The sequence below is a fragment of the Vibrio rhodolitus genome (assembly GCF_003350325.1).
Classification (GTDB): Bacteria; Pseudomonadota; Gammaproteobacteria; order Enterobacterales; family Vibrionaceae; genus Vibrio; species Vibrio rhodolitus.
Genome location: NZ_QLYZ01000012.1, coordinates 96,219 through 119,856 on the forward strand (window position 1 = coordinate 96,219; position 23,638 = coordinate 119,856).

Sequence of the window (23,638 nt, forward strand, 5' to 3'; positions counted from 1 at the left end):
AGGGGTGAACAAAATTGTTCAGAAACAAGCTAAGCTTAGTAGCCGAAGCTTGTTGGGTATACAAAGTTACTTGTATAAACAGAGCTGTTTATCCAGAACATTGCACTTGGTAAACCTTTCATGCTATCACCTTTTAAATCAATGCAATTAAAACAAAACGTTGATTTCTCGGTTCCTTGGAGGCGATAAATCGGACTCATCCTTTGAGCATTTTTTCTTCAACTTGTGAAGTTGGTTATAAATATACCTCAAAGAAAAATAACTACAAGATTAAAATGACAAATATCACAAAAAAACTCAATAATTGACCAAAATCAAAATATAACTGTAATTAAATTACAGAAAAATTTCAGTTTGATGATTTTTCGTCTTCAACTATAAAAACGATTGCTTATATGAGAGTTTAACCAATTTGCTACTTTATTAAACGCTAAATGATAAATACTCTCACCCCTCTACTCTCTTTGTATTGACAGTGATATGCTAGCTTCATCTATTTTGTAGGTCCGCTTTAGAGTTTCATACCAAACAACGTTGCATGGGTGAACTACTGCGTTGATCTTAAGTAATATAAGGAGTCATCCGTGTCTGAGTTCCATTCTGAAATCAGCAAGCTATCACCTGCTCCACTATGGCAGTTCTTTGATAAAATCTGTTCTATCCCTCATCCTTCTAAGCATGAAGAAGCACTAGCACAATACATCGTGAGCTGGGCGCAAGAGCAAGGTTTAGACGTACGCCGTGATCCTACCGGCAACGTATTTATCAAAAAACCGGCGACTCCAGGAATGGAGAATAAAAAAGGTGTCGTTCTGCAAGCTCATATCGATATGGTGCCGCAGAAAAACGAAGATACTCAGCACGATTTCACCACTGACGCGATCCAACCATACATTGATGGTGAATGGGTAACGGCAAAAGGCACCACGCTAGGTGCTGACAACGGTATCGGTATGGCATCATGCCTTGCTGTTCTTGCGTCAACGGATATCAAACACGGTCCAATTGAAGTTCTGCTTACCATTGATGAAGAAGCAGGTATGACTGGTGCATTCGGTCTTGAAGCAGGCTGGCTAGAAGGTGATATCCTACTTAACACCGACTCAGAGCAAGAAGGTGAAGTTTACATGGGCTGTGCTGGCGGTATTGATGGTGAGCTAACGCTGACTATCGAACGTGAAGCTATCCCTGCAGGTTACGCTACCCGTCAGCTAGTACTGAAAGGTCTAAAAGGCGGTCACTCTGGTTGTGATATTCACACCGGTCGTGGTAACGCCAACAAACTACTGGGTCGCTTCCTAGCCGGTCACGCAAAAGAGCTAGACCTACGTCTGGTTGAATTCCGTGGCGGTAGTCTACGTAATGCCATTCCTCGTGAAGCATTTGTTACGGTTGCTCTGCCTGCAGCTAATGAAGCAAAACTGGCTGAGCTGTTCGACTACTACACTGAGTTACTTAAAGCAGAACTTGGGCGTGTTGAAACTGACATCGTGACTTTCAACCAAGCCGCTGAAGCAACTGAGGTCTTTTCACTTGCGAGCCAACAGCGCTTTATTGCTACACTAAACGCGTTACCAAATGGTGTGGTACGTATGAGCGATGATATTCAAGGTGTGGTTGAAACATCACTCAACGTGGGTGTAATCACAACTGAAACAGATAAAGTAACCGTACTTTGCCTGATTCGCTCATTGATTGATTCTGGTCGTCAGCAAGTAGAAAGTACCTTAACTTCTGTTGCTGAACTGGCTGGCGCTGAAATTAAGTTCAGTGGTGCATATCCAGGTTGGAAGCCAGATGCTGACTCTGAAATCATGCAAGTTTTCCGCGACTTATATGAAAATATTTACGGTCATAAGCCAAACATCATGGTGATCCATGCGGGTCTAGAGTGTGGTCTATTTAAAGAACCATATCCTCATATGGACATGCTTTCATTTGGTCCAACCATCAAGTTCCCGCACTCTCCAGATGAGAAAGTGGAAATCAGCACTGTCGCGCTTTTCTGGGAACAAATGGTGGCACTACTAGAGAACATTCCTAGTAAAGCTTAATCACTTTTCATTAGAATAAGTAATCCGAAAAGCCAGCTAGCATTAGCTGGCTTTTTATTGCGCGACAACAAAAATAAATTATCGTTACGAAAACATATTTTCGTTAGTCACAAATAAATCAGGTTGTTACAGTCCCCCACCTTGAAGCGTCTTTGGGCAAACCATCTTGCCTTCTTCAAGCCATAACACCGTGTTGTTATGTTGGGAGCACTCCATCCCGGAGTGTCTTATTTCTCTCATGTACTAATCTGTAATAGGTAGTCGTTCTCAAGCGCACACTTTGAGATATGAGTTATTGGCTTTGATGATAAATCGGGCTAATTATAACGAAGCTCTTAGCTCTTACGCATGCCTGCAACATGGCAAGAACGGCACTAACACTTATTGGTATTAACAAAAAACTGAATGACTGCGATGAAGAAAGAAAAACTACTTGTGGGTTGGTGTGAAACACTAAGCCTACCAGGACTTGGTATTGATAAGATTAACGCGAAAGTTGATACCGGTGCTAGAACATCTTGCTTACACGCGTTTAAAGTAGAGAGCTTCTCAAAGGAAGAGACACAATGGGTGCGCTTTTGGTTACATCCAATCCAGCACAACACGGAAGTAGAGGTCGTATGTGAAGCTAAAGTGGTCGATGCACGTGTTGTACGTGACTCTGGTGGCCACGAAGAAAAACGCTATGTAATTGAGACAGAGATGAGCCTTGGCGGTCAAACTTGGCCTATCGAAATTACTCTAAATAACCGCGAAAACATGGCGTTTCGTATGCTACTAGGTCGTACCGCTATGCACGGTCGTATCCAAGTAGACCCTGTGGAATCTTTTTTAGTCCCGTTTGAGGAAAACAAATAATGAAAATTGGTATTCTGTCTCGCAACGCGAATCTGTACTCAACTCGTCGTCTGATCGAAGCGTGTGAAGTTCGAGGCCATGAAGTTAAAGTGGTCGATGCTCTGCGCTGTTACATGAATATCAATTCTCAAAAGCCAGAAATTCACTTCAAAGGTGAAGAGCTTTCTGGTTACGATGCAATTATTCCTCGTATTGGCGCGTCGGTAACGTTTTACGGCACAGCAGTATTGCGTCAGTTTGAAATGATGGGTGTTTACCCAGTCAACGAATCAGTAGCGATCACTCGCTCGCGTGACAAACTGCGCTCAATGCAATTGCTATCTCGTAAAGGCATCGGCATGCCAATCACTGGTTTTGCAAGCAAACCAGATGATGTTAAAGACCTACTTGAAATGGTTGGTGGCGCACCAGTTGTTATCAAGCTACTTGAAGGTACGCAAGGTATCGGTGTTGTTCTTGCTGAAACTCGCAAGGCAGCAGAGAGCGTAGTAGAAGCTTTCATGGGTCTGAAAGCAAACATCATGGTACAAGAATTCATCAAAGAAGCTGGCGGTGCGGATATCCGTTGTTTCGTAATTGGTGACAAAGTGATTGCGGCAATGAAACGCCAAGGTGCTGAGGGTGAGTTCCGCTCAAACCTACACCGCGGTGGTAGCGCATCACTAATTAAGATCACACCAGAAGAACGCCGTACTGCAGTTGCTGCTGCGAAAATAATGGGTCTAAATGTGGCTGGGGTCGATCTACTTCGTTCTGACCGTGGTCCATTAGTCATGGAAGTAAACTCATCTCCGGGTCTTGAAGGTATTGAGGCCGCAACTGGTAAAGACATTGCTGGAATGATTGTCGAATTTATTGAGAAAAACGCGGCAAGTAAAAGGACTAAAACTCGTGGTAAAGGCTAAAAAGAATCGTGCTTTTGAATTTCTCGGCGAATCAGTTGCGCCGGGAGAACGTAAGGTAATCGAGTTGGAAGCGGCCAAGCTTTATACTCATTCACCTTTATCGATTCCAGTCGAAATCATCAATGGCAAATTGGCGGGTCCAATTTTGATGGTAAACGCTGCAATCCATGGCGATGAATTAAATGGCGTAGAAATCGTACGCCAACTGATCAATACCATTGATGCAAGCAAACTGAAAGGCACGCTTATCGCTGTGCCTATCGTCAACGTATTTGGTTTTATTCACAAGTCGCGCTACTTGCCTGACCGTCGTGATTTAAACCGCTGCTTCCCGGGCAGTGAAAAAGGTTCGCTAGCTTCACGTATGGCACATACCTTCTTCTCCCAAGTGGCGAAGCAATGTGACTACATTCTAGATTTGCACACTGGTGCGATTCACCGTACTAACTTGCCTCAAATCCGTGCGGATCTGAGCAACCCTGAGACACTAAGAATCGCACAGGCGTTTGGTACACCAGTAACTATCGATGCCCCACTACGTGATGGCTCACTACGCAGTGAAGCAGAACGTTTAGGTATTCCAGTGCTGACTTATGAAGCGGGTGAAGCTCTTCGCTTTGAACCAATTTGTATTAGTGCCGGCTACCTAGGTGTGAAACGTGTGATGCAGTCTATTGGCATGCTACGTACTAGCCGTAAGAAGATCCCAAATACGGTGATTGCTAAATCGACCAGTTGGTTGCGTGCCGAAAGCGACGGTATTTTACGTACAGTCGTGACACTCGGTGATCGCGTTGAAAAAGGTCAAGTACTTGCCTACATTAGCGCACCGCTTGGTCATAGCGAGATCGAACTGGTGGCACGTAAAGGCGGTATTGTTATCGGACAGCAAACTCTACCATTGGTTAACGAAGGCGACGCCATCTTCCACCTTGCTTACTTTGAAGGTGATGATGAAGAAGCAGAGTTGCTAGTTGAAGAGTTTATTGAAGATATCATTGATGCGGATCTTGAACCGCTGACAACAGGTCAAATCAATACGCCATCTTAATCACTACGATTTCGATCTAAAAATGCCCGCAAATGCGGGCATTTTTGTTTCTCATATTTCGCTTAGCCAAACGACGCCCAGATAACCGTTGCCACTAGAATTGGGCAAACAAACTTCACGTATGCCGGCCATAGTTTACCAAACCAACCTTGAGTGAACTCAGGGTAGCCTTGCTCAAGCTCTTTAATTTTAGAGTGACGATTCCAAACCCAACCACCAAATAGACAGAACAACAGTGCCGCCATTGGTTGTAGATATTGAGTGGCTAATGTTGCGACCAAACCGAACATCTCACCAAAGTTGTAAACAATCACTACGCTAAATAGCGCAATCAGACCACCTAGCACCCAACTTGTTGGACCGCGTTTGGTATTAAAACGTTCACCCACCAGCGATACTGGACACTCCAACATCGAAATAGATGAAGTTAAAGCGGCAATAGTCAGCAATAAGAAGAACACACCGGCAAAAACTTGTCCAAGTAGACCTAAGCTGTCGAACATCAGCGGCAAGACAGTAAACACTAGAGTATCAGAGCTCAGCAGTGACCCATCCTCGGCGTAGATCTGAACCCCTTTTTGCATCGCAACAAACATAGCAGGCATCACCACAAGACCTGCAATAAATGCCACAGCCGTATCAACCAAGGTTACGTTCATCGCCATTTTAGGCAAGTTTTCTTTCTTACTTAGGTACGAACCGTAAATCAGCATTGAACAACCACCAATGGTGAGCGAAAAGAAGCCTTGTCCCATCGCCGCTAGGATCAGTTTGCGATCAAAGACTTTTTCAAAATCAGGCACGAGGTAGTGTTTGAGTCCTTCTACCGCGCCTGTTTGCGTCATGATGTAGACAAAGAGCAGAGCAAACAGCACAAACAGTGCCGGCATTAAGCGTGTTGACCACTTTTCAATCCCTTGTTTAACGCCGCCTTGCACAATAAGAATAGTGAGAACATAGAAAACAAGCGTACCAAACAGATTGCGCTCTACACTAAAGCCCTTAAACCAAGCCGTTGCCGTGTCAAAACCGAAAATATCGGTCACCGCGCCTAACAAGAAGCAAATCAGCCAGCCACCAACGATGCTGTAAAACGCCAGTACCGCACATGGCACACTAAGACCAATCCAGCCAACCACACTGCCAAGGTTTTTGCCTAGAGGGTTACTGGTCAGTGAGCGCATACTGTCTACTGGGTTAGCTTGACCATAACGACCAATAGCCATCTCAACCACCAGCATTGGAAACGCGACCACTAAGATCATCACCAAATACACTAAAAGAAAAGCCCCGCCACCATTACTGGCTGCTTGGGTTGGAAAACCCCAGATATTACCAAGACCGACAGCTGCGCCAGCAGCGGCTAATACGAAGCCCAGTCGAGAGCCGAAATGTTCACGGCTAGAAGAAGTTGCTTGTGTCATACCACTCACACAAATATCAATGAACTAGTTAGCTAGTACAATATATGAGTCATCTGCGACAATCAATACACTGTAGTGATTTATTCGGTATATTTTATGAATTAAATTATAAAAAATTAATCAAACTCGCTACCCCTCGCTCTATAGACACAAAAAAGGCGCCTACTGGCGCCTTGTTCGCTTATTTTTCACTAAATCGTGAACACTTGATAATCTTTTAACTCAGGGATCTTTTTCAGGACATCCTGCTCTTGCTCCGCCATTTCATCCAATGACTCACAAAAATCTTGTGCTTGCTCTTCTGCTTGCTTCGCGTGCTCTGCCATACGTTGCTCGAGACGCGCTTTTAATTCATACATACTCTCAGAAAGCTCGGTTAAGTTTAGCCCACCATCTTGCTGCATCTTCTCCGACAATACCGTCATCGCATTGGCTAAAAACTCAGAGGTAAAAATCTCTTTCGCTTTGGCAAAATCTTCCGCCCATGACTCCGTCATTTGTTCAAAGCTTTGGGCTGGCAGGACTAAGTCGCCATCTTTGTAATAGCGAGCTTCAACGTCTGCATAGAACTCTTTCACTGCCTTTTTAACATCATCAAAAGCACCTGGAGCATCGAGGCTGGCAGCGACGTCATCAATTAAGGTGTTGGCTAAGGCGATGCTTTCATCCGCCATTTGCTTAGCTTTAGGTAAGTAGGCACTCATTTTTTCGCGGTAGGCTTCAATCGCAGCTTGCTGCTCAGCAGTTAGCGCTATTTGCTTACCATGAATAAACAAATTATTGTCGCCATCCACCTTAGCACTGTCGCCATCAGGTTGAGTGATCTCAATCTGTTCACCGCTGAATGCAACTTGATTCTGTAGATCAACACGGCACTGCGCAGCGAAAGCGCCTGAGCTTAATAAGATCAAAGATAAGGGAATAATTTGCTTCATGACCAACTCTTAATTAGCAGTGGAATATGTGATTACTATAACATCAATTGTAATGATGCATGTTAACGGACTGTCACGATATCGTAGATCTTTGATTTTTCGCCAATTGTTAAGGTTACTTCATCTTCTTCACGCTTACCTTTTAACAGCTTACCCAGTGGAGACTGGGTGGTCAGCAGATAGATACTGGCTTGCAGGTAGTTAACTTCCAGTCCACCCGCGCACGGGGCAATAAAAAAGCACTGCTGCTTACCCAGCTCATCTTCCAGCTCAACATAGGCGCCAACCGCTATCGCCTGCTGACTGAAATCACGCAGCTTAAGTTGGCGCATTAGATTAAGTTCATTCTCGCTCTCTAACACGCGCATCGCTTGACCATGAGCAAGGTAAGATGCCTCTAGCGCCAAGGTATCATACTTGTGCTCAGGGACAGTTTCTTCATCCGTTGCGGCGTCAATCGCACGCTGAGTGGATGAACGCGCTACAGCTAACTTAGCTTCTAATGCAGTTAGGATTGCTTCAACGATTAATTGTTTATCCATATCTAATAGCGGTAAAAAATCACGGGGCGAAGAATAGCATGATCGCTTAGAAGAAACTCAACTGCTGACTGCGATCTTCCGGTTTTAGCATCACGCTAAGACCAAGTAAGCGAATTTCTCGACCATTTTGCCGTTTTAATACATCACGCAGTAACTGACGAAAATCATCCAACTCCAACTGTGGATGGATATGCTCAATCGTAGTGAGCTGAAAATCAGCAAACTTAACCTTGATGCCTTGCTTGATAATCGCTTTGTCTGGACTGGCTTTAGCTAAGCGTACTTCTAACTCGGGATACAATTTTTCTTCTATCACCTGCCAGCACTCATCGTAAGAACGAATGTTATGAGTAAAGGTACGCTCAACCCCGACCGATTTGCGCTCGCGCTCCACCACGACTTCACGCTCATCTATTCCATGACTGCGCTTCCACAATGACTCGCCTTGGCGCCCAAAGGTTCTCAGTAGCTCTCGATAGTCTGCGTTCTTAATATCTTCACACAAATAGAATCCCGCTTGATGCAAGCGCTCTAGACTGACCTTGCCGACACCGGGGATCTTTTCCAGCGGAAGTTTATCCACCACTTGCTGCACTTGGTCTGGCGGAATAACAAACTGCCCGTTGGGTTTATTGATATCCGAAGCTACTTTGGCGAGAAACTTGATAGGTGCGACCCCCGCAGAGGCAGTTAAATTAAGCTCTTGGAAAATATCGCGGCGAATCGCTTCTGCTATTAATGTGGCAGAACCTCTACATACCGTCGAATGCGAAACATCTAAGTAGGCTTCATCAAGCGAGAGAGGTTCAATAATTGAGGTGTAACGTTCAAAGATGGCGCGGATTTGGCGTGACACTTGTTTATAGACTTCCATGCGCCCGGGAACAACCGTCAAGTTCGGGCACAGTTGCAATGCTCGCCCAGTCGGCATAGCGCTGCGTACACCAAACTTACGCGCTTCGTAATTACAGGTACTGATCACGCCACGTTGCTTTTCGCTACCGCCAACAGCCAACGGTCGTCCGCGATATTCAGGAAAATCGCGCATCTCTACCGCGGCATAAAAGCAATCCATATCAACATGAATAATTTTCCTGATAGATTCAGTCATGATTACACCAAATTATCACTGTTTAAAAACACAGTATAAGTAAATCCTTGTGCAAATAAAACTGTTTATCTGCCGGGAAGGTAGCACTTTTCCCCCTTACTGATGGCTCACTCATTACTAAGTTACTATTATTCCGCTCAATAACTAAAATTGAATGGATGCAGTGTGAATAATAAAGTTTTGGTTGTTGAAGATAGCCTGACCTTTCGCAATTATCTCCAACAACTGTTAAGCCAAGCTGGCTATCACGTTTTATGTGCTGAAAATATTGTCGAAGCCAAAGGGGTTCTCGCTAAAGAGAGAGAGTTCCTTTGTTGTGTGATTGATTATTGCTTACCTGATGGACCTGATGGCGAAGCGATTGAGTTAGCACTTGCTTACCAGCATCGCGTTATCGTTTTAACCGCGCTATTTAATCCTGACCTGCGCGAACGTATGCTCGCTCGCGGCGTGGTCGACTATCTACTCAAAGACAGCACCGCATCAGTCGCTTACTTGCTGCCATTGGTACAAAGATTAGAAAAGAATCAACAGCACAAGTGCTTGGTGGTGGATGATTCAGCGACTGTGCGCAACTACATAGTGCAGCTTCTTGAGCATCAATATATCACGGCAGTGCAAGCTGAAAATGGTGAGCAAGCACTCACAATACTCGAAACTGATCCGAGCATTACCTTTGTCATTACCGATCATGATATGCCAGAGAAAGACGGCGTCAGCATGATACGTCAAGTTCGCCTAACTCGAGACAAGAAACATCTGGCTATTCTTGGGCTATCTGGCTCAGAAGATGCCACGCTCACGGCTCAATTTCTTAAAGCCGGCGCTAACGACTTTCTTAATAAGCCCTTCCACCCTGAAGAGTTCTATTGTCGTGTGCACCAAATCCTCGATATGAAAGAGGCGACCGACGAACTGTATCGAATGGCGAATCAAGATGCTCTAACTGGGCTTTGGAATCGGCGCTATCTGTTTAATCAATCTTGTGGCGGCTGCCAAGAGCGCAATATAGCCATGCTGGATATTGATCACTTTAAGCAGGTGAACGATACCTACGGGCATGATGGCGGTGATTCAGCCTTAGTCACAGTGGCAAAAATACTGCAACTTTACTTCCCGCATGATCTGGTCGCGCGCTTTGGCGGTGAAGAGTTCTGTATCCAATCCTGCCATCCATTTGAGCAGTTTGCGGAGCAACTGGAAAAGTTAAGAAGCCGTGTTGAAAACACGACGATTTACCACGATCAGGTCGAGTTTAAACTAACGATCAGTATCGGTGTTGCAACCGCGCAGCCAACACTCGATCAGCAAATTAAACTTGCCGATGATCGCCTGTATCGCGCTAAAGAGAATGGTCGGAATATTGTTATTACTCAGTAATATCAAGCACATTACTCAAAGCAATAAAAAACCGGCAATAAGCCGGTTTTTTCGTTTTTCTGCTTACTATTAAGCAATGCGGTCTTTTTCCCACGCGGCTAATTTTTCCGCGCGAGCCGCTTCACGTGCTTCACGTTTTTTACGTGCATCACATGGCTCTGGGCAGTTACATACTTTCTCAATGCCTACTGCACCCAAACCACCACAACTGCCTTTAACGACTTTTTTCTGGAAAATGTAGCCTACAGCCATCGCAGCAATAACCGCCATGAAGACCCCAAATGTGATCAGAAATGTACTCATATTGATTCGCTCACTTTAGCTCGTTATTTGTTGATAAATGGCTTGTATGCTTCCGAAGCCAGTTCTTTAAATCCATCCGGTGTTTTTACAATCATAAACACTGGGATGTTGTTGTCGTTGGCGATCTGCATACCGCGCTCAGCCCCTAACACCATCAATCCGGTCGCAAGACCATCTGCGGTCATGGATGATTTATCCAACACAGTAACTGACACCACTTTGTGGTTGATAGGCTTACCGGTTTTTGGATCAATGATATGTGAGTATCGCACACCATCACTTTCGAAGTAATTGCGGTAATCACCGCTGGTTGCCACCGCCATATCGCCTGGCTCGATGATTTCTTGAATACCACGTGAATCAACGGTTGGCTTTTCAATCGCAATACGCCAAGCCACACCCTCGCGGTTTTTACCTTTCAGGCGCATTTCGCCGCCCACTTCAACCATGTAGTTTTGCACGCCTTCTGCTTGCAGATAGTTCGCAACAACATCAACGCCCCAGCCTTTCGCTATCGTAGAAAGATCTACGTACAGATTTGGGATATCTTTGCTGAGTTTATTGCCATCGATAGAAAGGTGTTCAATACCGATATTGGCACGACGCGCAGCCAGCTCTTCATCACTTGGCACTACATCAGGACGCGCCTCTGGTCCAAAGCCCCATAGATTCACCAGCGGTCCCACAGTCACATCTAGTGCGCCTAGAGTCAGACCGTTTAAACGCATCGCTTCTTTCACCACGGTAGCGGTTTGCGGAGAGACTTCAAAAGGTTGATCCGATTGGTGTTGGTTAAAACGACTTAATTCTGAGTCTTTACGATACGTCGACATCTGATCATTCACCTCTTCCAGTAAACGATCAATCTCGCTTTGCAGCGCTTCAGGAGTCGGCAAACCTTGTTGCTCAATATACTTAATGTTGTAAGTGGTCCCCATAGTTGGACCGCTTAAATGAATTTGCTCAACTGGTTTTTCACAACCCGCAAGCACCAATAGAGAAGCAAATGCAACAAGCCATTTTTTCACTTGTTTACTCCTATCTTGAAAAAGAAAACATAAGAAAGCTGTTATTGAACGCCACCACTCAAAACTCTAGTTGCTATTCATCAGCTCTCTTATATTCACTAGGACCATAAAATTATGGCTGACAAAAACGTCAGCCATCTCTTAGAGTAATTTCAACTCATTGACGTGCTAGCTAGGCAGCAAATCAATCCTTCCCTAGGAGCATAGATAACTATGTGACTAGGGAGGATTTATGCAGCGAACACCGCTAGCGCTTCAATGAGGCAGAAATTAGCCTCCGAAGTCATCTAGAAGAATATTCTCATCTTCTACACCAAGATCTTTCAGCATGCCGATAACAGCCGCGTTCATCATTGGTGGACCACACATGTAGTATTCACAATCTTCTGGCGCTTCGTGATCACGTAGGTAGTTCTCGTAAAGCACGTTGTGGATGAAGCCAGTGTAACCATCCCAGTTATCTTCTGGTAGTGGATCTGACAGTGCACAGTGCCATACGAAGTTGTCGTTCTCTGCCGCTAGGCCGTCGAAGTCTTCTACGTAGAACATTTCACGCTTAGAACGCGCACCGTACCAGAAAGACATCTTACGCTTAGAGTGTAGACGTTTTAGCTGGTCGAAAATGTGCGAGCGCATTGGTGCCATACCTGCACCACCACCAACGAATACCATTTCGTTATCTGTGTCTTTCGCGAAGAACTCACCAAATGGACCAGAAATAGTACACTTGTCGCCTTCTTTTAGAGACCAGATGAACGATGACATGATGCCAGGTGCTACGTCTGGGTTGTTCGGCGGCGGAGTTGCGATACGAACGTTCAGCATGATGATGCCGTGCTCTTCTGGGTAGTTCGCCATAGAGTATGCGCGAATTGTTTCTTCGTTCACCTTAGACTCGTAACGGAATAGGTTGAACTTCTCCCAGTCTTCACGGTATTCCTGAGGAATATCGTAATCTGCGTATTTCACGTGGTGAGCTGGCGCTTCAATCTGGATGTAACCACCAGCACGGAAAGGTACTGATTCGCCATCTGGAATTTGTAGCTTAAGCTCTTTGATGAATGTCGCTTTGTTATCGTTAGAAATAACAGTACATTCCCACTTCTTCACGCCGAAGATTTCTTCAGGAAGCTCGATATCCATGTCAGTTTTCATTGCAACTTGACACGCTAGACGCTCACCTTCACGTGCTTCACCTTTCGTAATGTGGTCAAGCTCGGTAGGTAGGATGTCGCCACCACCTGATTTAACTTTTACGCGACACTGACCACATGAGCCACCGCCACCACAAGCAGAAGATACGAATACGCCTGCACCCGCAAGTGCAGTCAGTAGCTTGCCGCCTGGTTGTGTAACGATCGCCAAGTTAGGGTCATCGTTCACAGAAATTGTAATGTCACCTGTTGGTACTAGCTTAGATTTAGCGAAAAGAATCACTAAAACTAGCGCCAGTATAATCAGGGTAAACATCACTACACCAAAAATAATAGTAGACATTAACTATTCCTTATTTGCTGCGGTTTACCCGACTTACAGTTGAACACCAGAGAAAGACATAAAGCCCAACGCCATTAGACCTACAGTAATGAACGTGATACCTAGACCACGTAAACCTGGAGGCACGTCAGAGTACTTCATTTTCTCACGGATACCTGCAAGAGCTACGATAGCTAGCATCCAACCCACACCTGAACCGAAACCGTAAACAACAGATTCAGCAAAGTTGTAGTCACGTTGTACCATGAAAGATACACCACCGAAGATTGCACAGTTTACTGTGATCAGCGGTAGGAAGATGCCTAGCGCGTTGTACAGAGGTGGGAAGAAACGGTCTAGAACCATCTCTAGGATCTGTACAAGTGCAGCGATTACACCGATAAAGGTGATGAAGTTTAGGAAGCTAAGGTCTACGCCCTCAACTAACGCATTCTCTTTCAGTACAAGGTTGTACACTAGGTTGTTTACCGGTACAGCGATAGTCAGTACTACCACAACCGCAACACCTAGACCGAAAGAGGTCTTTACTTTCTTAGATACCGCAAGGAATGTACACATACCTAGGAAGAAAGACAGTGCCATGTTTTCGATGAAAATCGATTTAACTAACAGACTGATGTAATGTTCCATGACGCCCTTACTCCTTCGCTTCTACTTGTTCTGGTTTCAGAATGCGGATTACCCAGATTAGGAAGCCGATCAGGAAGAATGCAGATGGTGCTAGTAGCATTAGACCGTTAGGTTGGTACCAACCACCATTGCTCACTAGAGGTAGCACTTCCATACCGAACAATTTGCCTGAGCCAAATAGTTCACGGAAGAAACCAACAGTGATTAGAACGAAACCGTAACCAAGACCGTTACCAAGACCATCGATAAATGATGGGAATGGAGCAGACTTCATCGCGAACGCTTCAGCACGACCCATTACGATACAGTTGGTAATGATAAGGCCAACGAATACTGATAGCTGCTTAGAGATATCGTATAGGTAAGCTTTCAATACTTGGTCTACCACGATTACTAGAGATGCGATGATCGCCATTTGAACGATGATACGCACGCTGTTAGGAATGTGGTTACGGATAAGCGAAACAAATAGGTTAGAGAATGCAGTAACGAACATTACCGCAATCGTCATAACGAATGCTGTTTCTAGTTTGGTTGTTACTGCAAGAGCAGAACATACACCAAGAACTTGCAGCGCGATCGGGTTGTTATCCAACACCGGCGCCATAATGCTCTTTTTAATGTTTTGTGCGCTAGACATTAGTTCAGACCTCCGTCACGAACTTTTGCTAGGAACGGACCAAAGCCCATATCGCCTAACCAGAAGTCGAATGTACCTTGAACACCGTTACCGGTCAGTGTCGCGCCAGATAGGCCATCAACACCGTGCTCAGAACCTGCTGGTGCACCACCTTTAACAATCTTGATTGCTGGTTTGTGGTTTTCGTCGAATAGTTTCTTACCAACGAACTGTGCGCGCCAAGATGGGTTCTCAACTTCACCACCAAGTCCAGGAGTTTCACCCTGCTCGTAGTAAGTGATACCGTCAATAGTGTTACCGTCAGTTTGAACAGCTACGAAAGCGTACATCATTGACCATAGACCCGTACCGTGTACAGGGATGATCACTTTAGACACTTCGCCGCCTTGTTTAACTAGGTAAACAATACCTACGTCAGCACGACGAAGGATCTTCGCCTTGTCTTGTTCCGCTGTTAATTTGATTGAGTGTGCAGGCTCTTTCGCAGCTTTACGCTGATCGTAGTTTGCCGCTGTTAGACCATCTTCAGTCTTCTCAACGAAATTACCAGTTTTAAAGTCTACTAGACGAGGCTCAATGTATTCTGCAAACAGTTCAGGGATCTTCTTGCCGTCAGCTTGAATACCTGCAACTTCAACGATCTTAGTCTGTTTGTCTAAAACCGCGTTTGCTTTTTGTTGGCCACGTAGAGCAACTGCCGCTGTTGATACAACGATTGAGCACACTAAGCTCAATGCGATAACAACAAACAGCGTCTTTTTAATGCTATCGTTATTACTTGCCATAGCGTGCTAGTCTCCGCTTGATGTTCTTCTCGATGACTACATGGTCGAACAGAGGTGCGAATAGGTTCGCGAATAGAATCGCCAGCATCATACCTTCTGGGTATGCTGGGTTAACTACACGGATCATCACACACATTGCACCAATCAAAATACCGTACCACCACTTACCTGAGTTAGTGAATGATGCAGATACTGGGTCGGTCGCCATAAAGAACATACCGAATGCGAAGCCACCTAGAACTAGGTGCCAGTGCCAAGGCATGCTAAACATTGCGTTTGAGTCAGAACCGACAACATTGAACAGCGTTGCTGTTGCAATCATACCGATCATCACACCCGCGATGATGCGCCAAGAAGCGATTCGCATGTATACGATCATTGCCGCACCAATCATCAGTGCTAGCGTTGATACTTCACCAATTGAACCAGGGATGTTACCGATAAACGCATCCATCCAAGTAATTGGAGCACCAGTGATGTTGTTGATTAGTGCACCGTTACCACCTTGTGCCCATTGGCTTAGTGCTGTTGCACCAGAGAAGCCATCCGCTGCTGTCCATACTAGGTCACCTGAAATCTGTGCTGGATAAGCAAAGAATAGGAAAGCACGACCCGCAAGCGCTGGGTTAAGGAAGTTACGACCTGTACCACCGAAGATCTCTTTAGCTACAACAACACCGAAGGTAATACCTAGCGCTGCTTGCCATAAAGGTAGAGTTGGCGGAACAATCAATGCAAATAGAATAGAAGTAACAAAGAAGCCTTCGTTTACTTCATGCTTACGCACCATACAGAACAGCACTTCCCAGAAACCACCCACAAGGAATACAGTGGCATAGATTGGCAGGAAGTATGTCGCACCAAGAATCATCTTGCTGCCAACACCTGCATCAGCAGCCAGTGTGCCGCCTAGCATTTCTGTTAACCAGTAGTGCCAGTTGCCTGCTACTACTGCCGCTAGTTGCTCACCAGCGTACATGTGGTTAAGTGCTGCGATAGCTTGGCCACCCGCGTTGTACATACCCCAGAACATTGCTGGGAATACCGCGAACCAAACCATGATCATGATACGTTTTAAGTCAACGCTATCACGAACGTGCGAGCTTTTATGTGTCACTAGACCAGGAGTGTAGAAAACTGTCGCTACAGCTTCATACAGGGCAAACCATTTTTCATGCTTACCGCCCGGCTCAAAGTGATGCTCGATGTCTTCAAGAAACTTTTTAAGAGCCATGAAAATTACCCTTCCTTCTCAATCGTGTCTAGGCATTCACGAAGTAACGCACCGTACTCGTATTTACCTGGACATACAAAGGTACACAAAGCTAGATCTTCTTCATCCAGTTCTAGAGCACCTAGCGCTTGAGCGCTATCTGTGTCACCAGCACATAGATCACGAAGTAGCAATGTCGGCTCCATATCTAGAGGCATTACGCGCTCGTAGCTGCCGATTGGAACCATTGAGCGGTCACTACCGTTAGTCGTGGTTGTCATGTTGAACAACTGACCTTTGAATAGGTGACCAAGGAAAGAGCGAGTAACAGAGAACTTGTTCTTACCAGGCATCGCCCAGCCAAACAGTTCCTTCTCACGACCTTCACGTAATACAGAAACTTGTTGATGGTAACGACCTAGGTACGCGTGTGGACCAACAGCATGAGTACCTGTTAGTACTGAGCCAGAAATCACACGAACTTCACCAGGCATTAGCTCGTTATCAGTCAACTCGTCCAAGCTAGCACCAATGATAGTGCGAACTAGGCGCGGTTTGTTAACCACTGGACCCGCTAGAGAGATCACACGATCAACACATAGCTCACCTGTTAAGAACAACTTACCGAACGCAATCACGTCTTGGTAGTTAATACTCCACGCCACATTTGCTGCATTTACTGGGTATAGGAAATGCATGTGGGTACCCGCAAGACCTGCAGGGTGTGGACCATCAAACACATGTTCTTCAACATTAGACTGAGAAGAGCGAGGTAGGCTTGAGCCTGCTTTACAAACGTAAACCTTGCCTTCTGTTAGGGCTGAAAGGACGTCAAGACCAGCGATGAATGCTTCTTTCTCTTCGTTGATAATCAACTCAGGCTGAGCTGCAAGAGGATTAGTATCCATTGCAGTTACGAAAATAGCCTTGGTAGAAGAATCAATAGCTGGAACCTTGCTGAACGGACGAGTACGGAAAGCAGTCCAAAGACCTGAATCAACAAGCTGAGTCTTGATCGCTTCACGATCTAAACTTGCTAGTTGAGCAGCTTCAAACTTATCGAAAGTAACTTGTTCGTCACCTGCAGCTTCAATCACTACTGATTGAAGTACACGTTTCGCACCACGGTTAACTTCGATCACTTTACCGCTGATCGGCGAAGTAAATTTAACGCCTGGATTCTTCTTGTCTTCAAAAAGAACTTGAGCTTTCTTTACTTCGTCACCTACGCGGACATGCATAGTAGGACGCATGCCAACGTACTCTTCGCCAAGCAAGGCGACTTTCTTGATGGATTTACCATCATTAATCACCTGGGTAGGAGTTCCTGCGATAGGAAGGTCCAAACCCTTCTTTATTGTAATCATACGCACTTGCACTACTTTATCGGGAAAAAGATTCTTTAATTGCGTAACTTTTAGACACGACATCAGTGTCCGGTTCTGACGCCCTCCAGGCATCAAAATCGCAACATCCTATTAAACTTCTCGTCACATATTAATTGCGAGATTCATCAGGGGCGATAGTCTATCATCAATTGGGAATATGATGCCATGACCAATGGCGCCTATAGTGGCAATAAATGTTAGGAAATGAGTTTAAAAGGTTAAAGAATAGTCATAACTTTGAGCTATCGCACATCCCGCTCTAAATGAGAACTTATCGAAACCTACTGATAATTAACATAATGAAACATTTATTGTTAATTTGTCGTAATTTCACTTTTGTTTCCACATTGTTAACAGGGATGTTTTAAACACAGAAAAAAAGCAGCTTGCGCTGCTTCTCTCTTTTATCGTGTACCACCTAAGCACATCGGGCTATGAGGAGCCCTTTGCTGCTCGCTCCATTCTGCTGGAGTGTATGTGTGAATCGCCAAAGCATGAATATGGTTAGCCAACTCATCGGCCAAAGCTTGGTTGACTAAACGATGGCGTGGTAACAACCGCAGCCCTTCGAATTGCTCGCTGACCACGATTACTTTGAAGTGGCTTTCTGAGCCTGGCGGCACGTTATGCATGTAACTTTCATTAATCACTTCAAGATGAGTCGGAGAAAGTTGCTGGTGTAGTTTGGTTTGAATAGTTTCTTCTATCATCGTATTTCACCGCGTCTTATTAACATCATGACGAATTGTTATCAGCGCATCATAGACGTCTCATACGTAAATCGAAAGGTTTTAGTTTTCACTTTAGTCTTCATCTGCGACAATTTCACCTAATCTCAAACACCCAAGCGTTCCATTTATGAAATCTGAGCTTACCCTCTTCGACCGCGCACTGACCCTTTTGCGCTACCCAGTTAGAAACAACGAAACATTGCAGGCATGGGACGCAGGCGATGAGTATTTAATTAGCCACATTGAAGAAATGAACCTCAATGATGGGCAAAATATTTTAGTGCTCAATGATAGCTTTGGTGCGCTCTCGTGCTGGTTCTCAGCGCGCCACAATGTTACCACCATTAGCGACTCACATATCGCGCACAAGGCGATCACTGCTAACCTAACTCGTAATCAATGCCAGCCAATTACTCTGCTTGATAGCCTTGCCGAATTACCACCATCGGTTGATTTAGTCCTGATGCAGATCCCGCGTAACAACCGATTTTTAACTTGGCAGCTAAACCAACTTCGCCAAGTTTTGAGTGCTGACATTCCAATTATCGCGGTTAATAAAGCCAAAGAAATTCACTCATCTACGCTGAAATTATTTGAAAAGTACCTTGGTGAGACCACCACCTCGCTAGCGTGGAAAAAGCATCGTTTGGTGTTCAGTTTTGCCAACAGTCCTCAGACAACTTTGGTAGAGCCGTTTACCACATGGCAAGTCGATGGGCAGCCGTTCACTCTGAAAAACCTACCTAATGTCTACTCGGGTGAAAGCCTCGATTTGGGTGCGCGTTTTATGCTTGAACACCTACCTAGCGACGATCAGCATCGTAAGGCGATTGATCTGGGTTGTGGGAATGGCGTGTTATCGGTCAAATTGGCGCAGCTCAATCCTAATCTTGCGATTACCTGTGTCGATGAAAGTTTTATGGCGGTAGCTTCCGCAAAGCAAAACTTACTCGACAACCTCAGCTCACCACGAGATTTACGCTTTATTGACAATAACTGTCTAGATGGCTTTAACCCTGGCGAGTATGATTTGGTGGTTTGTAACCCACCTTTCCACCAGCAGCAAGCCATCACTGATCATATCGCGTGGCAAATGTTCTGTGATGCAAAGCATGTTCTTTGCAATGGTGGGCAATTATTAGTTATCGGTAATCGCCACCTCGGATACGATGTGAAGTTAAAGCGTCTATTTGGTAAGTCGAATGTCAGCCTAGTTGCCGCAAATAAAAAATTTGTGATTTTACAAGCGACTAAGTAGTCATCTATTATCCACTTAAACTTGAGCCTTTCAGAAGATTAGAAAAGGAAATGACAATGAGAAAACTGGTTCTAGCCGCGTCAATCGCGTTACTGACTGCTTGTTCAGCGCCTCAGCAAGAACAACTTAACTTTACGCCTCGTGCTGAGCTAAGTAATAGCAACATCGTAAATGGCAGCGCATTCACGCTAACCAGTAAAGATGTCCGCTCTGCGCAATATGTTGCCCTAGTTGATAGTGGTCGTTCTAATATTGAGCCTATCCACGCTAAGCAAAATGTTCGCATCACGCTAGAAAATGCTCTGCTAGAACAATTTCAATCTCAAGGCTTCCGCAGTTCAGTAAACAGCGAAAACTCAATTGAGCTTGAAGTACAAGAGCTGCTTGTTTCTGTTAAGCATTCGGTAATGGAAAATGAAATGGATGCTAAGTTGGTGCTAGAAATCACCGCTGAAACACCACAAGGCAAGCTAGTGAAAACTTACACCGGTACTGCAGAGCGCACTGGTGCACTAAGCGCATCAAACGACGAAATTTCATTGGTTCTAAACGATGTTGCGAATCTTGTGCTGCGCGAAGTCGCGAATGACCGTGAACTACAGAGCTACATGCAGGAGCGCTTCTAATGTGGAAATACGCAATTGCGTGTGCTGCATTAGTTTCAAACCTTGCATTCGCTGGTCCTAAAGTCGAAATGGAAACCAACCTGGGTTCATTTGTGATTGAGTTAAATCAAGAGCAAGCGCCTATCTCAGTCGCCAACTTTCTTAAGTATGTGGAAGATGGTAGCTACGTTGGCACTCAGTTCCACCGCGTTATACCTGGCTTTATGGCGCAAGGTGGTGGTTTTGATCAAAACATGAATCGAGCGCCAACCTACCCGCCAATCAAAAACGAAGCGAGTAATGGTTTAGCAAATGATAAAGCAACGATCGCGATGGCTCGCACCAACGATCCTAACTCAGCGACTCGTCAGTTTTTTATCAATTTAGTCGACAACGACTTCCTGAACTTTAAAGCTCGCCCACCGGGCTATGCTGTATTTGGTGAGGTCGTACAGGGTTTTGATGTCATTCAACAAATGGCAAGCAAACCGACTCACAATGTCGGACGTTACCGCGACGTACCGGTTGATGCAATTGTGATTGAGAAAGTCACACTGCTTGACTAAAGACTGAGGCTCTCACTCTGAGAGCCTTTCTATTTTCCCCGTAGCACTAATAACAAGGAATAGTGATGGTTAACACTTCTCCTTCCTGGCTTGAAACCGTTCGTAGTTACCTAGACAAGCGCTTACTTTGGGTATTTATGTTAGGTTGCTCAAGCGGCTTTCCTTGGGTCTTAATTGGTTCAAACATGTCAGGCTGGCTCAAAGACGCCGGACTCACTCGTGCTGCAATTGGTTATTTTGGCAGTGTTTTTGCGGTTTACGCGATCAACTTCCTGTGGGCTCCACTCGTCGACCGAGTCAAGTTGCCTTTGCTTAATCACTATCTAGGTCAGCGTCGTAGTTGGATTTTCCTCTGTCAGTCCATCGTACTGGTTTGTACCTTGCTGATTGCTGGTGTCGATCCGGCAAAAAGTTTGATGCTCACCTCGATGCTGGCCTTATGCATTGCCATTGCATCCTCGACGCAAGACATTGCCATCGACGCTTACCGAATAGATACTTTTCCAAAATCCGACGCATCAAAGCTGCCACAAGCTTCAGCGATGGCGGTGATTGGTTGGTGGACCGGTTACTCTTTACCGGGCTATCTGGCGTTTATCAACGCCGACAGTATTGGTTGGAACGGGGTCTACTATGGTATGGCGGCTATCGTTGGCTTGCTGATGCTATTTACCCTCTTGGTCGGCGAACCAAAGACCAAGCGTGAACAACTGCAAGCCGAAGCGGAAAAAAGACACAGTGCGGTAGTCAGAAACCCGATTGTGGCTTGGTTAAGCGTTACGGTATTAGAGCCGTTTATTGACTTCTTTAGACGTAATGGCTTTCGCGTTGCTTTGACTCTACTGCTGTTCGTGTTTTTGTTTAAGATTGGTGAAGCCTTCCTTGGCCGCATGTCGATCACCTTCTACAAAGAGATCGGTTTTAGTAATGAGCAGATCGGCTATTACTCCAAGTTAATCGGCTGGGGTCTAACCATGCTATTTACCCTGCTTGGCAGCATGGTAAACGTCAAGTTTGGCATCGTTCGTGGTTTGATGATTGGTGGTATTGCCATGGCGGCAAGTAACCTGATGTTCGCTTGGATTGCCAAAGTGGGTCCAAATGAGCAAATCTTCTTGGCAACCTTAGTGGTAGATAACTTTACCTCAGCATTCTCAACCGTGGCGTTTGTATCTTTCTTAACCGTCGTCACCGGACAAGCATTCTCGGCAACGCAATATGCGCTACTGGCCTCGTTGGGTAACTTTGGTCGCACAACGTTAGCGTCATTTAGCGGCGAATTAGTTGACTTCCTTGATGATTGGTCAATGTTCTTTATTCTTACTGCATTGATGGTGATCCCAAGCTTGATCATGCTCTATTCATTGCGTCACTACTTTAATGACATGCTTGATAAAGCCAGTAAAGAACACGAATAAGATATTGCTAAATAGCGAATCTAAATAGCAAAAAAGGTCGCCGCAGCGACCTTTTCTTTTAAGCAGTGCTTATGGGTATAAGCCTTTGCCAAACAAATTAAACACTCGCGCCACGCCTTGAGTAAATAGCAGTGGTTCCGTCAATACGGTGAGACACAAACAGTCTTCACCTTTTTTGGTGTAGGGGCTATGTTTGACTGCCGCGTCTTTGAGCATAAAATCGCCGACTTCATAGTGCCCATCTTCATCACTAAAACCGCCATACAGTACCAGGGTCGACTCTAACCCTTTGTGAGTGTGTTGCGGGATCTGAACATCTTCGCTGATGTAAAGCAGATTCACTCGCGCTTCTTCACCAAGGTTTATCTCAGCACTGTAAACTTTGCCGCCATAGCTTTTCCACTCACCTATGTCATCGACAAAACGGCTTAGAGAAAGCGGTAACTTAAACTGCTTATCCTTGAGCTTGATGGTGCGGTTCTTGCGATTGAATTTGAACGGCTCCGGATCTTCTTCTAGCGCAACAATTTTGTCCAACATGGCAGAAAAGTCGTCATCTAGATCAGTAGAGCTCGCACACAAATGCTGTCCGGCTTGTTCTTCGAATTTGGCGCATAGCTTCTTGCACTGAGGACAAGTTTCAACGTGTGTTGCGATTGCAAAGCTGTTAGCAGCGTCAATCTCACCTTCCACATAGGCGCGCAACATTTCTTCACTGGGGTGATAACTCATAATTGCTCCGCCTCTATTTCGTTACGTAACTTTTCGACCGCAAGGCGCAGACGCGACTTGACGGTGCCCAATGGAATATCAAACATGTCGGCGACTTGTTGATGCGGTAGCTCCTCCAAGTACACAGCTTGCACCACTTTCCTCTGCGCCTCAGGTAAAATTTCTAAAAACTTCAGGACCTGCTCTTTGAGCATCTCATGCTCAGGCGCGTAATGCTCAACGAGATCCGGCGGCAGAAAATCCGACGGCCAAATATCGTCAGCCAAGACATGAGCATCTCTGCCTTTTTGCTTGCGTAGCAAATCAAAACAAAGGTTTCTCGCTATCGTGTATATCCAAGTAGAAAGCGAGCTCTTGCTGCCGTCAAATAGGGCGCACTTTTGCCACACCGTCGCCATAGTTTCTTGCACTAGCTCGATAGCAACCTGTTCGTTACCCATGTGCTTGTATGCAAATTGCTTTAAACGCGGGGAAAAGTGATTAAAAATTAGAGCAAATGCCTGTTTATCACGACTTTTCACTTGCTCCATGCATTCCGTCCAGTCTGCCCGGGTATATGCAGTTGTGTCTTGTGTGCTCATTTA

At 45.3% G+C, this 23,638-nt stretch carries 25 protein-coding genes; 9 read left to right on the forward strand and 16 right to left on the reverse strand.

Annotated features, from left to right (window positions below):
* Nucleotides 1-35: 35 nt before the first annotated feature.
* Entirely contained in the window at nt 36-200 is a 165-nt protein-coding gene (gene vcdP / locus DPF93_RS21585; protein WP_483050731.1) for a small protein VcdP, read from the reverse strand.
* Nucleotides 201-584: 384 nt separating this feature from the next.
* Between vcdP and DPF93_RS12645 the strand changes: the two genes are divergently transcribed.
* The 4 genes from DPF93_RS12645 (at nt 585) to DPF93_RS12660 (ending at nt 4,868) form a co-directional block, all read left to right on the forward strand.
* A complete protein-coding gene (locus DPF93_RS12645) occupies nt 585-2,054 on the forward strand; it encodes an aminoacyl-histidine dipeptidase (protein ID WP_114766510.1) in 1,470 nt (489 codons plus the stop codon).
* A 414-nt stretch (nt 2,055-2,468) separates the two neighbouring features.
* Entirely contained in the window at nt 2,469-2,912 is a 444-nt protein-coding gene (locus DPF93_RS12650) for an ATP-dependent zinc protease family protein (RefSeq protein WP_114766551.1), read from the forward strand.
* A complete protein-coding gene (rimK, locus tag DPF93_RS12655; RefSeq protein ID WP_114766511.1) occupies nt 2,912-3,817 on the forward strand; it encodes a 30S ribosomal protein S6--L-glutamate ligase in 906 nt (301 codons plus the stop codon). Before DPF93_RS12650 ends, rimK begins: the two co-directional genes overlap by 1 nt.
* Nucleotides 3,804-4,868, forward strand: coding sequence for a succinylglutamate desuccinylase/aspartoacylase family protein (locus DPF93_RS12660; RefSeq protein WP_114766512.1), 1,065 nt, complete (start codon nt 3,804-3,806; stop codon nt 4,866-4,868). The genes rimK and DPF93_RS12660 overlap by 14 nt, the downstream gene beginning before the upstream one ends.
* Nucleotides 4,869-4,930: 62 nt before the next feature.
* Here DPF93_RS12660 and DPF93_RS12665 read toward each other — a convergent pair whose 3' ends face one another.
* The 4 genes from DPF93_RS12665 to dinB form a co-directional block, all read right to left on the reverse strand.
* The gene (locus tag DPF93_RS12665) at nt 4,931-6,292 is read right to left on the reverse strand and encodes a sodium-dependent transporter (protein ID WP_114766513.1); all 1,362 of its coding nucleotides are present in this window, start codon (nt 6,290-6,292) and stop codon (nt 4,931-4,933) included.
* 191 nt (nt 6,293-6,483) lie between these two features.
* Nucleotides 6,484-7,227, reverse strand: a complete 744-nt coding sequence (locus tag DPF93_RS12670; protein ID WP_114766514.1) for a YggN family protein — start codon at nt 7,225-7,227, stop codon at nt 6,484-6,486.
* A gap of 62 nt (nt 7,228-7,289) precedes the next feature.
* Nucleotides 7,290-7,769, reverse strand: coding sequence for a GreA/GreB family elongation factor (locus DPF93_RS12675; RefSeq protein WP_114766515.1), 480 nt, complete (start codon nt 7,767-7,769; stop codon nt 7,290-7,292).
* Nucleotides 7,770-7,815: 46 nt separating this feature from the next.
* Nucleotides 7,816-8,880 (reverse strand): DNA polymerase IV, encoded by a 1,065-nt coding sequence (gene dinB, locus DPF93_RS12680; RefSeq protein WP_114766516.1) that lies wholly within the window; start codon nt 8,878-8,880, stop codon nt 7,816-7,818.
* 165 nt (nt 8,881-9,045) lie between these two features.
* On the opposite strand from dinB, the gene DPF93_RS12685 reads away from it, so the two are divergent.
* Nucleotides 9,046-10,260 carry a GGDEF domain-containing response regulator gene (locus DPF93_RS12685; protein ID WP_114766517.1) on the forward strand — a complete coding sequence of 405 codons (1,215 nt, stop codon included), beginning with the start codon at nt 9,046-9,048 and terminating at the stop codon, nt 10,258-10,260.
* Nucleotides 10,261-10,329: 69 nt separating this feature from the next.
* On the opposite strand, the gene nqrM is transcribed toward DPF93_RS12685, so the two are convergent.
* From nqrM to DPF93_RS12730, 9 genes are all read right to left on the reverse strand, one after another.
* Nucleotides 10,330-10,563, reverse strand: coding sequence for a (Na+)-NQR maturation NqrM (gene nqrM / locus DPF93_RS12690; protein WP_075652712.1), 234 nt, complete (start codon nt 10,561-10,563; stop codon nt 10,330-10,332).
* A gap of 23 nt (nt 10,564-10,586) precedes the next feature.
* Nucleotides 10,587-11,591 (reverse strand): FAD:protein FMN transferase, encoded by a 1,005-nt coding sequence (locus DPF93_RS12695; RefSeq protein ID WP_114766518.1) that lies wholly within the window; start codon nt 11,589-11,591, stop codon nt 10,587-10,589.
* A 270-nt stretch (nt 11,592-11,861) separates the two neighbouring features.
* Nucleotides 11,862-13,088, reverse strand: coding sequence for an NADH:ubiquinone reductase (Na(+)-transporting) subunit F (gene nqrF, locus DPF93_RS12700; RefSeq protein WP_075647664.1), 1,227 nt, complete (start codon nt 13,086-13,088; stop codon nt 11,862-11,864).
* Nucleotides 13,089-13,121: 33 nt separating this feature from the next.
* On the reverse strand, nt 13,122-13,718 hold the full coding sequence (nqrE, locus tag DPF93_RS12705) for an NADH:ubiquinone reductase (Na(+)-transporting) subunit E (protein WP_005436652.1): 597 nt from the start codon (nt 13,716-13,718) through the stop codon (nt 13,122-13,124).
* A gap of 7 nt (nt 13,719-13,725) precedes the next feature.
* On the reverse strand, nt 13,726-14,358 hold the full coding sequence (locus DPF93_RS12710; RefSeq protein WP_114766519.1) for an NADH:ubiquinone reductase (Na(+)-transporting) subunit D: 633 nt from the start codon (nt 14,356-14,358) through the stop codon (nt 13,726-13,728).
* The gene (locus DPF93_RS12715; protein WP_114766520.1) at nt 14,358-15,143 is read right to left on the reverse strand and encodes a Na(+)-translocating NADH-quinone reductase subunit C; all 786 of its coding nucleotides are present in this window, start codon (nt 15,141-15,143) and stop codon (nt 14,358-14,360) included. The genes DPF93_RS12710 and DPF93_RS12715 overlap by 1 nt, the downstream gene beginning before the upstream one ends.
* A complete protein-coding gene (locus DPF93_RS12720; RefSeq protein ID WP_114766521.1) occupies nt 15,133-16,377 on the reverse strand; it encodes an NADH:ubiquinone reductase (Na(+)-transporting) subunit B in 1,245 nt (414 codons plus the stop codon). The genes DPF93_RS12715 and DPF93_RS12720 overlap by 11 nt, the downstream gene beginning before the upstream one ends.
* 5 nt (nt 16,378-16,382) lie before the next feature.
* Nucleotides 16,383-17,723, reverse strand: a complete 1,341-nt coding sequence (locus tag DPF93_RS12725; RefSeq protein ID WP_114766552.1) for a Na(+)-translocating NADH-quinone reductase subunit A — start codon at nt 17,721-17,723, stop codon at nt 16,383-16,385.
* A 425-nt stretch (nt 17,724-18,148) separates the two neighbouring features.
* Complete coding sequence (locus tag DPF93_RS12730; protein ID WP_114766522.1) at nt 18,149-18,454, reverse strand: BolA family protein; 306 nt, start codon at nt 18,452-18,454, stop codon at nt 18,149-18,151.
* Nucleotides 18,455-18,602: 148 nt separating this feature from the next.
* Between DPF93_RS12730 and DPF93_RS12735 the strand changes: the two genes are divergently transcribed.
* From DPF93_RS12735 to DPF93_RS12750, 4 genes are all read left to right on the forward strand, one after another.
* The gene (locus DPF93_RS12735; RefSeq protein ID WP_114766523.1) at nt 18,603-19,733 is read left to right on the forward strand and encodes a methyltransferase; all 1,131 of its coding nucleotides are present in this window, start codon (nt 18,603-18,605) and stop codon (nt 19,731-19,733) included.
* Between the two features lie 56 nt (nt 19,734-19,789).
* Nucleotides 19,790-20,359 (forward strand): YajG family lipoprotein, encoded by a 570-nt coding sequence (locus DPF93_RS12740; RefSeq protein ID WP_114766524.1) that lies wholly within the window; start codon nt 19,790-19,792, stop codon nt 20,357-20,359.
* On the forward strand, nt 20,359-20,904 hold the full coding sequence (locus tag DPF93_RS12745) for a peptidylprolyl isomerase (RefSeq protein WP_114766525.1): 546 nt from the start codon (nt 20,359-20,361) through the stop codon (nt 20,902-20,904). The genes DPF93_RS12740 and DPF93_RS12745 overlap by 1 nt, the downstream gene beginning before the upstream one ends.
* Before the next feature lie 65 nt (nt 20,905-20,969).
* On the forward strand, nt 20,970-22,322 hold the full coding sequence (locus DPF93_RS12750) for an AmpG family muropeptide MFS transporter (protein ID WP_114766526.1): 1,353 nt from the start codon (nt 20,970-20,972) through the stop codon (nt 22,320-22,322).
* Nucleotides 22,323-22,391: 69 nt separating this feature from the next.
* On the opposite strand, the gene DPF93_RS12755 is transcribed toward DPF93_RS12750, so the two are convergent.
* A complete protein-coding gene (locus DPF93_RS12755) occupies nt 22,392-23,054 on the reverse strand; it encodes a ChrR family anti-sigma-E factor (protein ID WP_114766527.1) in 663 nt (220 codons plus the stop codon).
* Nucleotides 23,051-23,635 carry an RNA polymerase sigma factor gene (locus tag DPF93_RS12760; RefSeq protein ID WP_114766528.1) on the reverse strand — a complete coding sequence of 195 codons (585 nt, stop codon included), beginning with the start codon at nt 23,633-23,635 and terminating at the stop codon, nt 23,051-23,053. The genes DPF93_RS12755 and DPF93_RS12760 overlap by 4 nt, the downstream gene beginning before the upstream one ends.
* Nucleotides 23,636-23,638: the final 3 nt, after the last annotated feature.

Bases quoted from the DNA above. Each gene is read 5' to 3' on its own strand.
- vcdP (WP_483050731.1), bottom strand. From the start codon at position 200: ATGAGTCCGATTTATCGCCTCCAAGGAACCGAGAAATCAACGTTTTGT.
- DPF93_RS12650 (WP_114766551.1), top strand. From the start codon at position 2,469: ATGAAGAAAGAAAAACTACTTGTGGGTTGGTGTGAAACACTAAGCCTA.
- rimK (WP_114766511.1), top strand. From the start codon at position 2,912: ATGAAAATTGGTATTCTGTCTCGCAACGCGAATCTGTACTCAACTCGT.
- DPF93_RS12665 (WP_114766513.1), bottom strand. From the start codon at position 6,292: ATGACACAAGCAACTTCTTCTAGCCGTGAACATTTCGGCTCTCGACTG.
- DPF93_RS12670 (WP_114766514.1), bottom strand. From the start codon at position 7,227: ATGAAGCAAATTATTCCCTTATCTTTGATCTTATTAAGCTCAGGCGCT.
- DPF93_RS12675 (WP_114766515.1), bottom strand. From the start codon at position 7,769: ATGGATAAACAATTAATCGTTGAAGCAATCCTAACTGCATTAGAAGCT.
- dinB (WP_114766516.1), bottom strand. From the start codon at position 8,880: ATGACTGAATCTATCAGGAAAATTATTCATGTTGATATGGATTGCTTT.
- nqrM (WP_075652712.1), bottom strand. From the start codon at position 10,563: ATGAGTACATTTCTGATCACATTTGGGGTCTTCATGGCGGTTATTGCT.
- nqrF (WP_075647664.1), bottom strand. From the start codon at position 13,088: ATGTCTACTATTATTTTTGGTGTAGTGATGTTTACCCTGATTATACTG.
- nqrE (WP_005436652.1), bottom strand. From the start codon at position 13,718: ATGGAACATTACATCAGTCTGTTAGTTAAATCGATTTTCATCGAAAAC.
- DPF93_RS12710 (WP_114766519.1), bottom strand. From the start codon at position 14,358: ATGTCTAGCGCACAAAACATTAAAAAGAGCATTATGGCGCCGGTGTTG.
- DPF93_RS12715 (WP_114766520.1), bottom strand. From the start codon at position 15,143: ATGGCAAGTAATAACGATAGCATTAAAAAGACGCTGTTTGTTGTTATC.
- DPF93_RS12720 (WP_114766521.1), bottom strand. From the start codon at position 16,377: ATGGCTCTTAAAAAGTTTCTTGAAGACATCGAGCATCACTTTGAGCCG.
- DPF93_RS12725 (WP_114766552.1), bottom strand. From the start codon at position 17,723: ATGATTACAATAAAGAAGGGTTTGGACCTTCCTATCGCAGGAACTCCT.
- DPF93_RS12730 (WP_114766522.1), bottom strand. From the start codon at position 18,454: ATGATAGAAGAAACTATTCAAACCAAACTACACCAGCAACTTTCTCCG.
- DPF93_RS12735 (WP_114766523.1), top strand. From the start codon at position 18,603: ATGAAATCTGAGCTTACCCTCTTCGACCGCGCACTGACCCTTTTGCGC.
- DPF93_RS12740 (WP_114766524.1), top strand. From the start codon at position 19,790: ATGAGAAAACTGGTTCTAGCCGCGTCAATCGCGTTACTGACTGCTTGT.
- DPF93_RS12745 (WP_114766525.1), top strand. From the start codon at position 20,359: ATGTGGAAATACGCAATTGCGTGTGCTGCATTAGTTTCAAACCTTGCA.
- DPF93_RS12750 (WP_114766526.1), top strand. From the start codon at position 20,970: ATGGTTAACACTTCTCCTTCCTGGCTTGAAACCGTTCGTAGTTACCTA.
- DPF93_RS12755 (WP_114766527.1), bottom strand. From the start codon at position 23,054: ATGAGTTATCACCCCAGTGAAGAAATGTTGCGCGCCTATGTGGAAGGT.
- DPF93_RS12760 (WP_114766528.1), bottom strand. From the start codon at position 23,635: ATGAGCACACAAGACACAACTGCATATACCCGGGCAGACTGGACGGAA.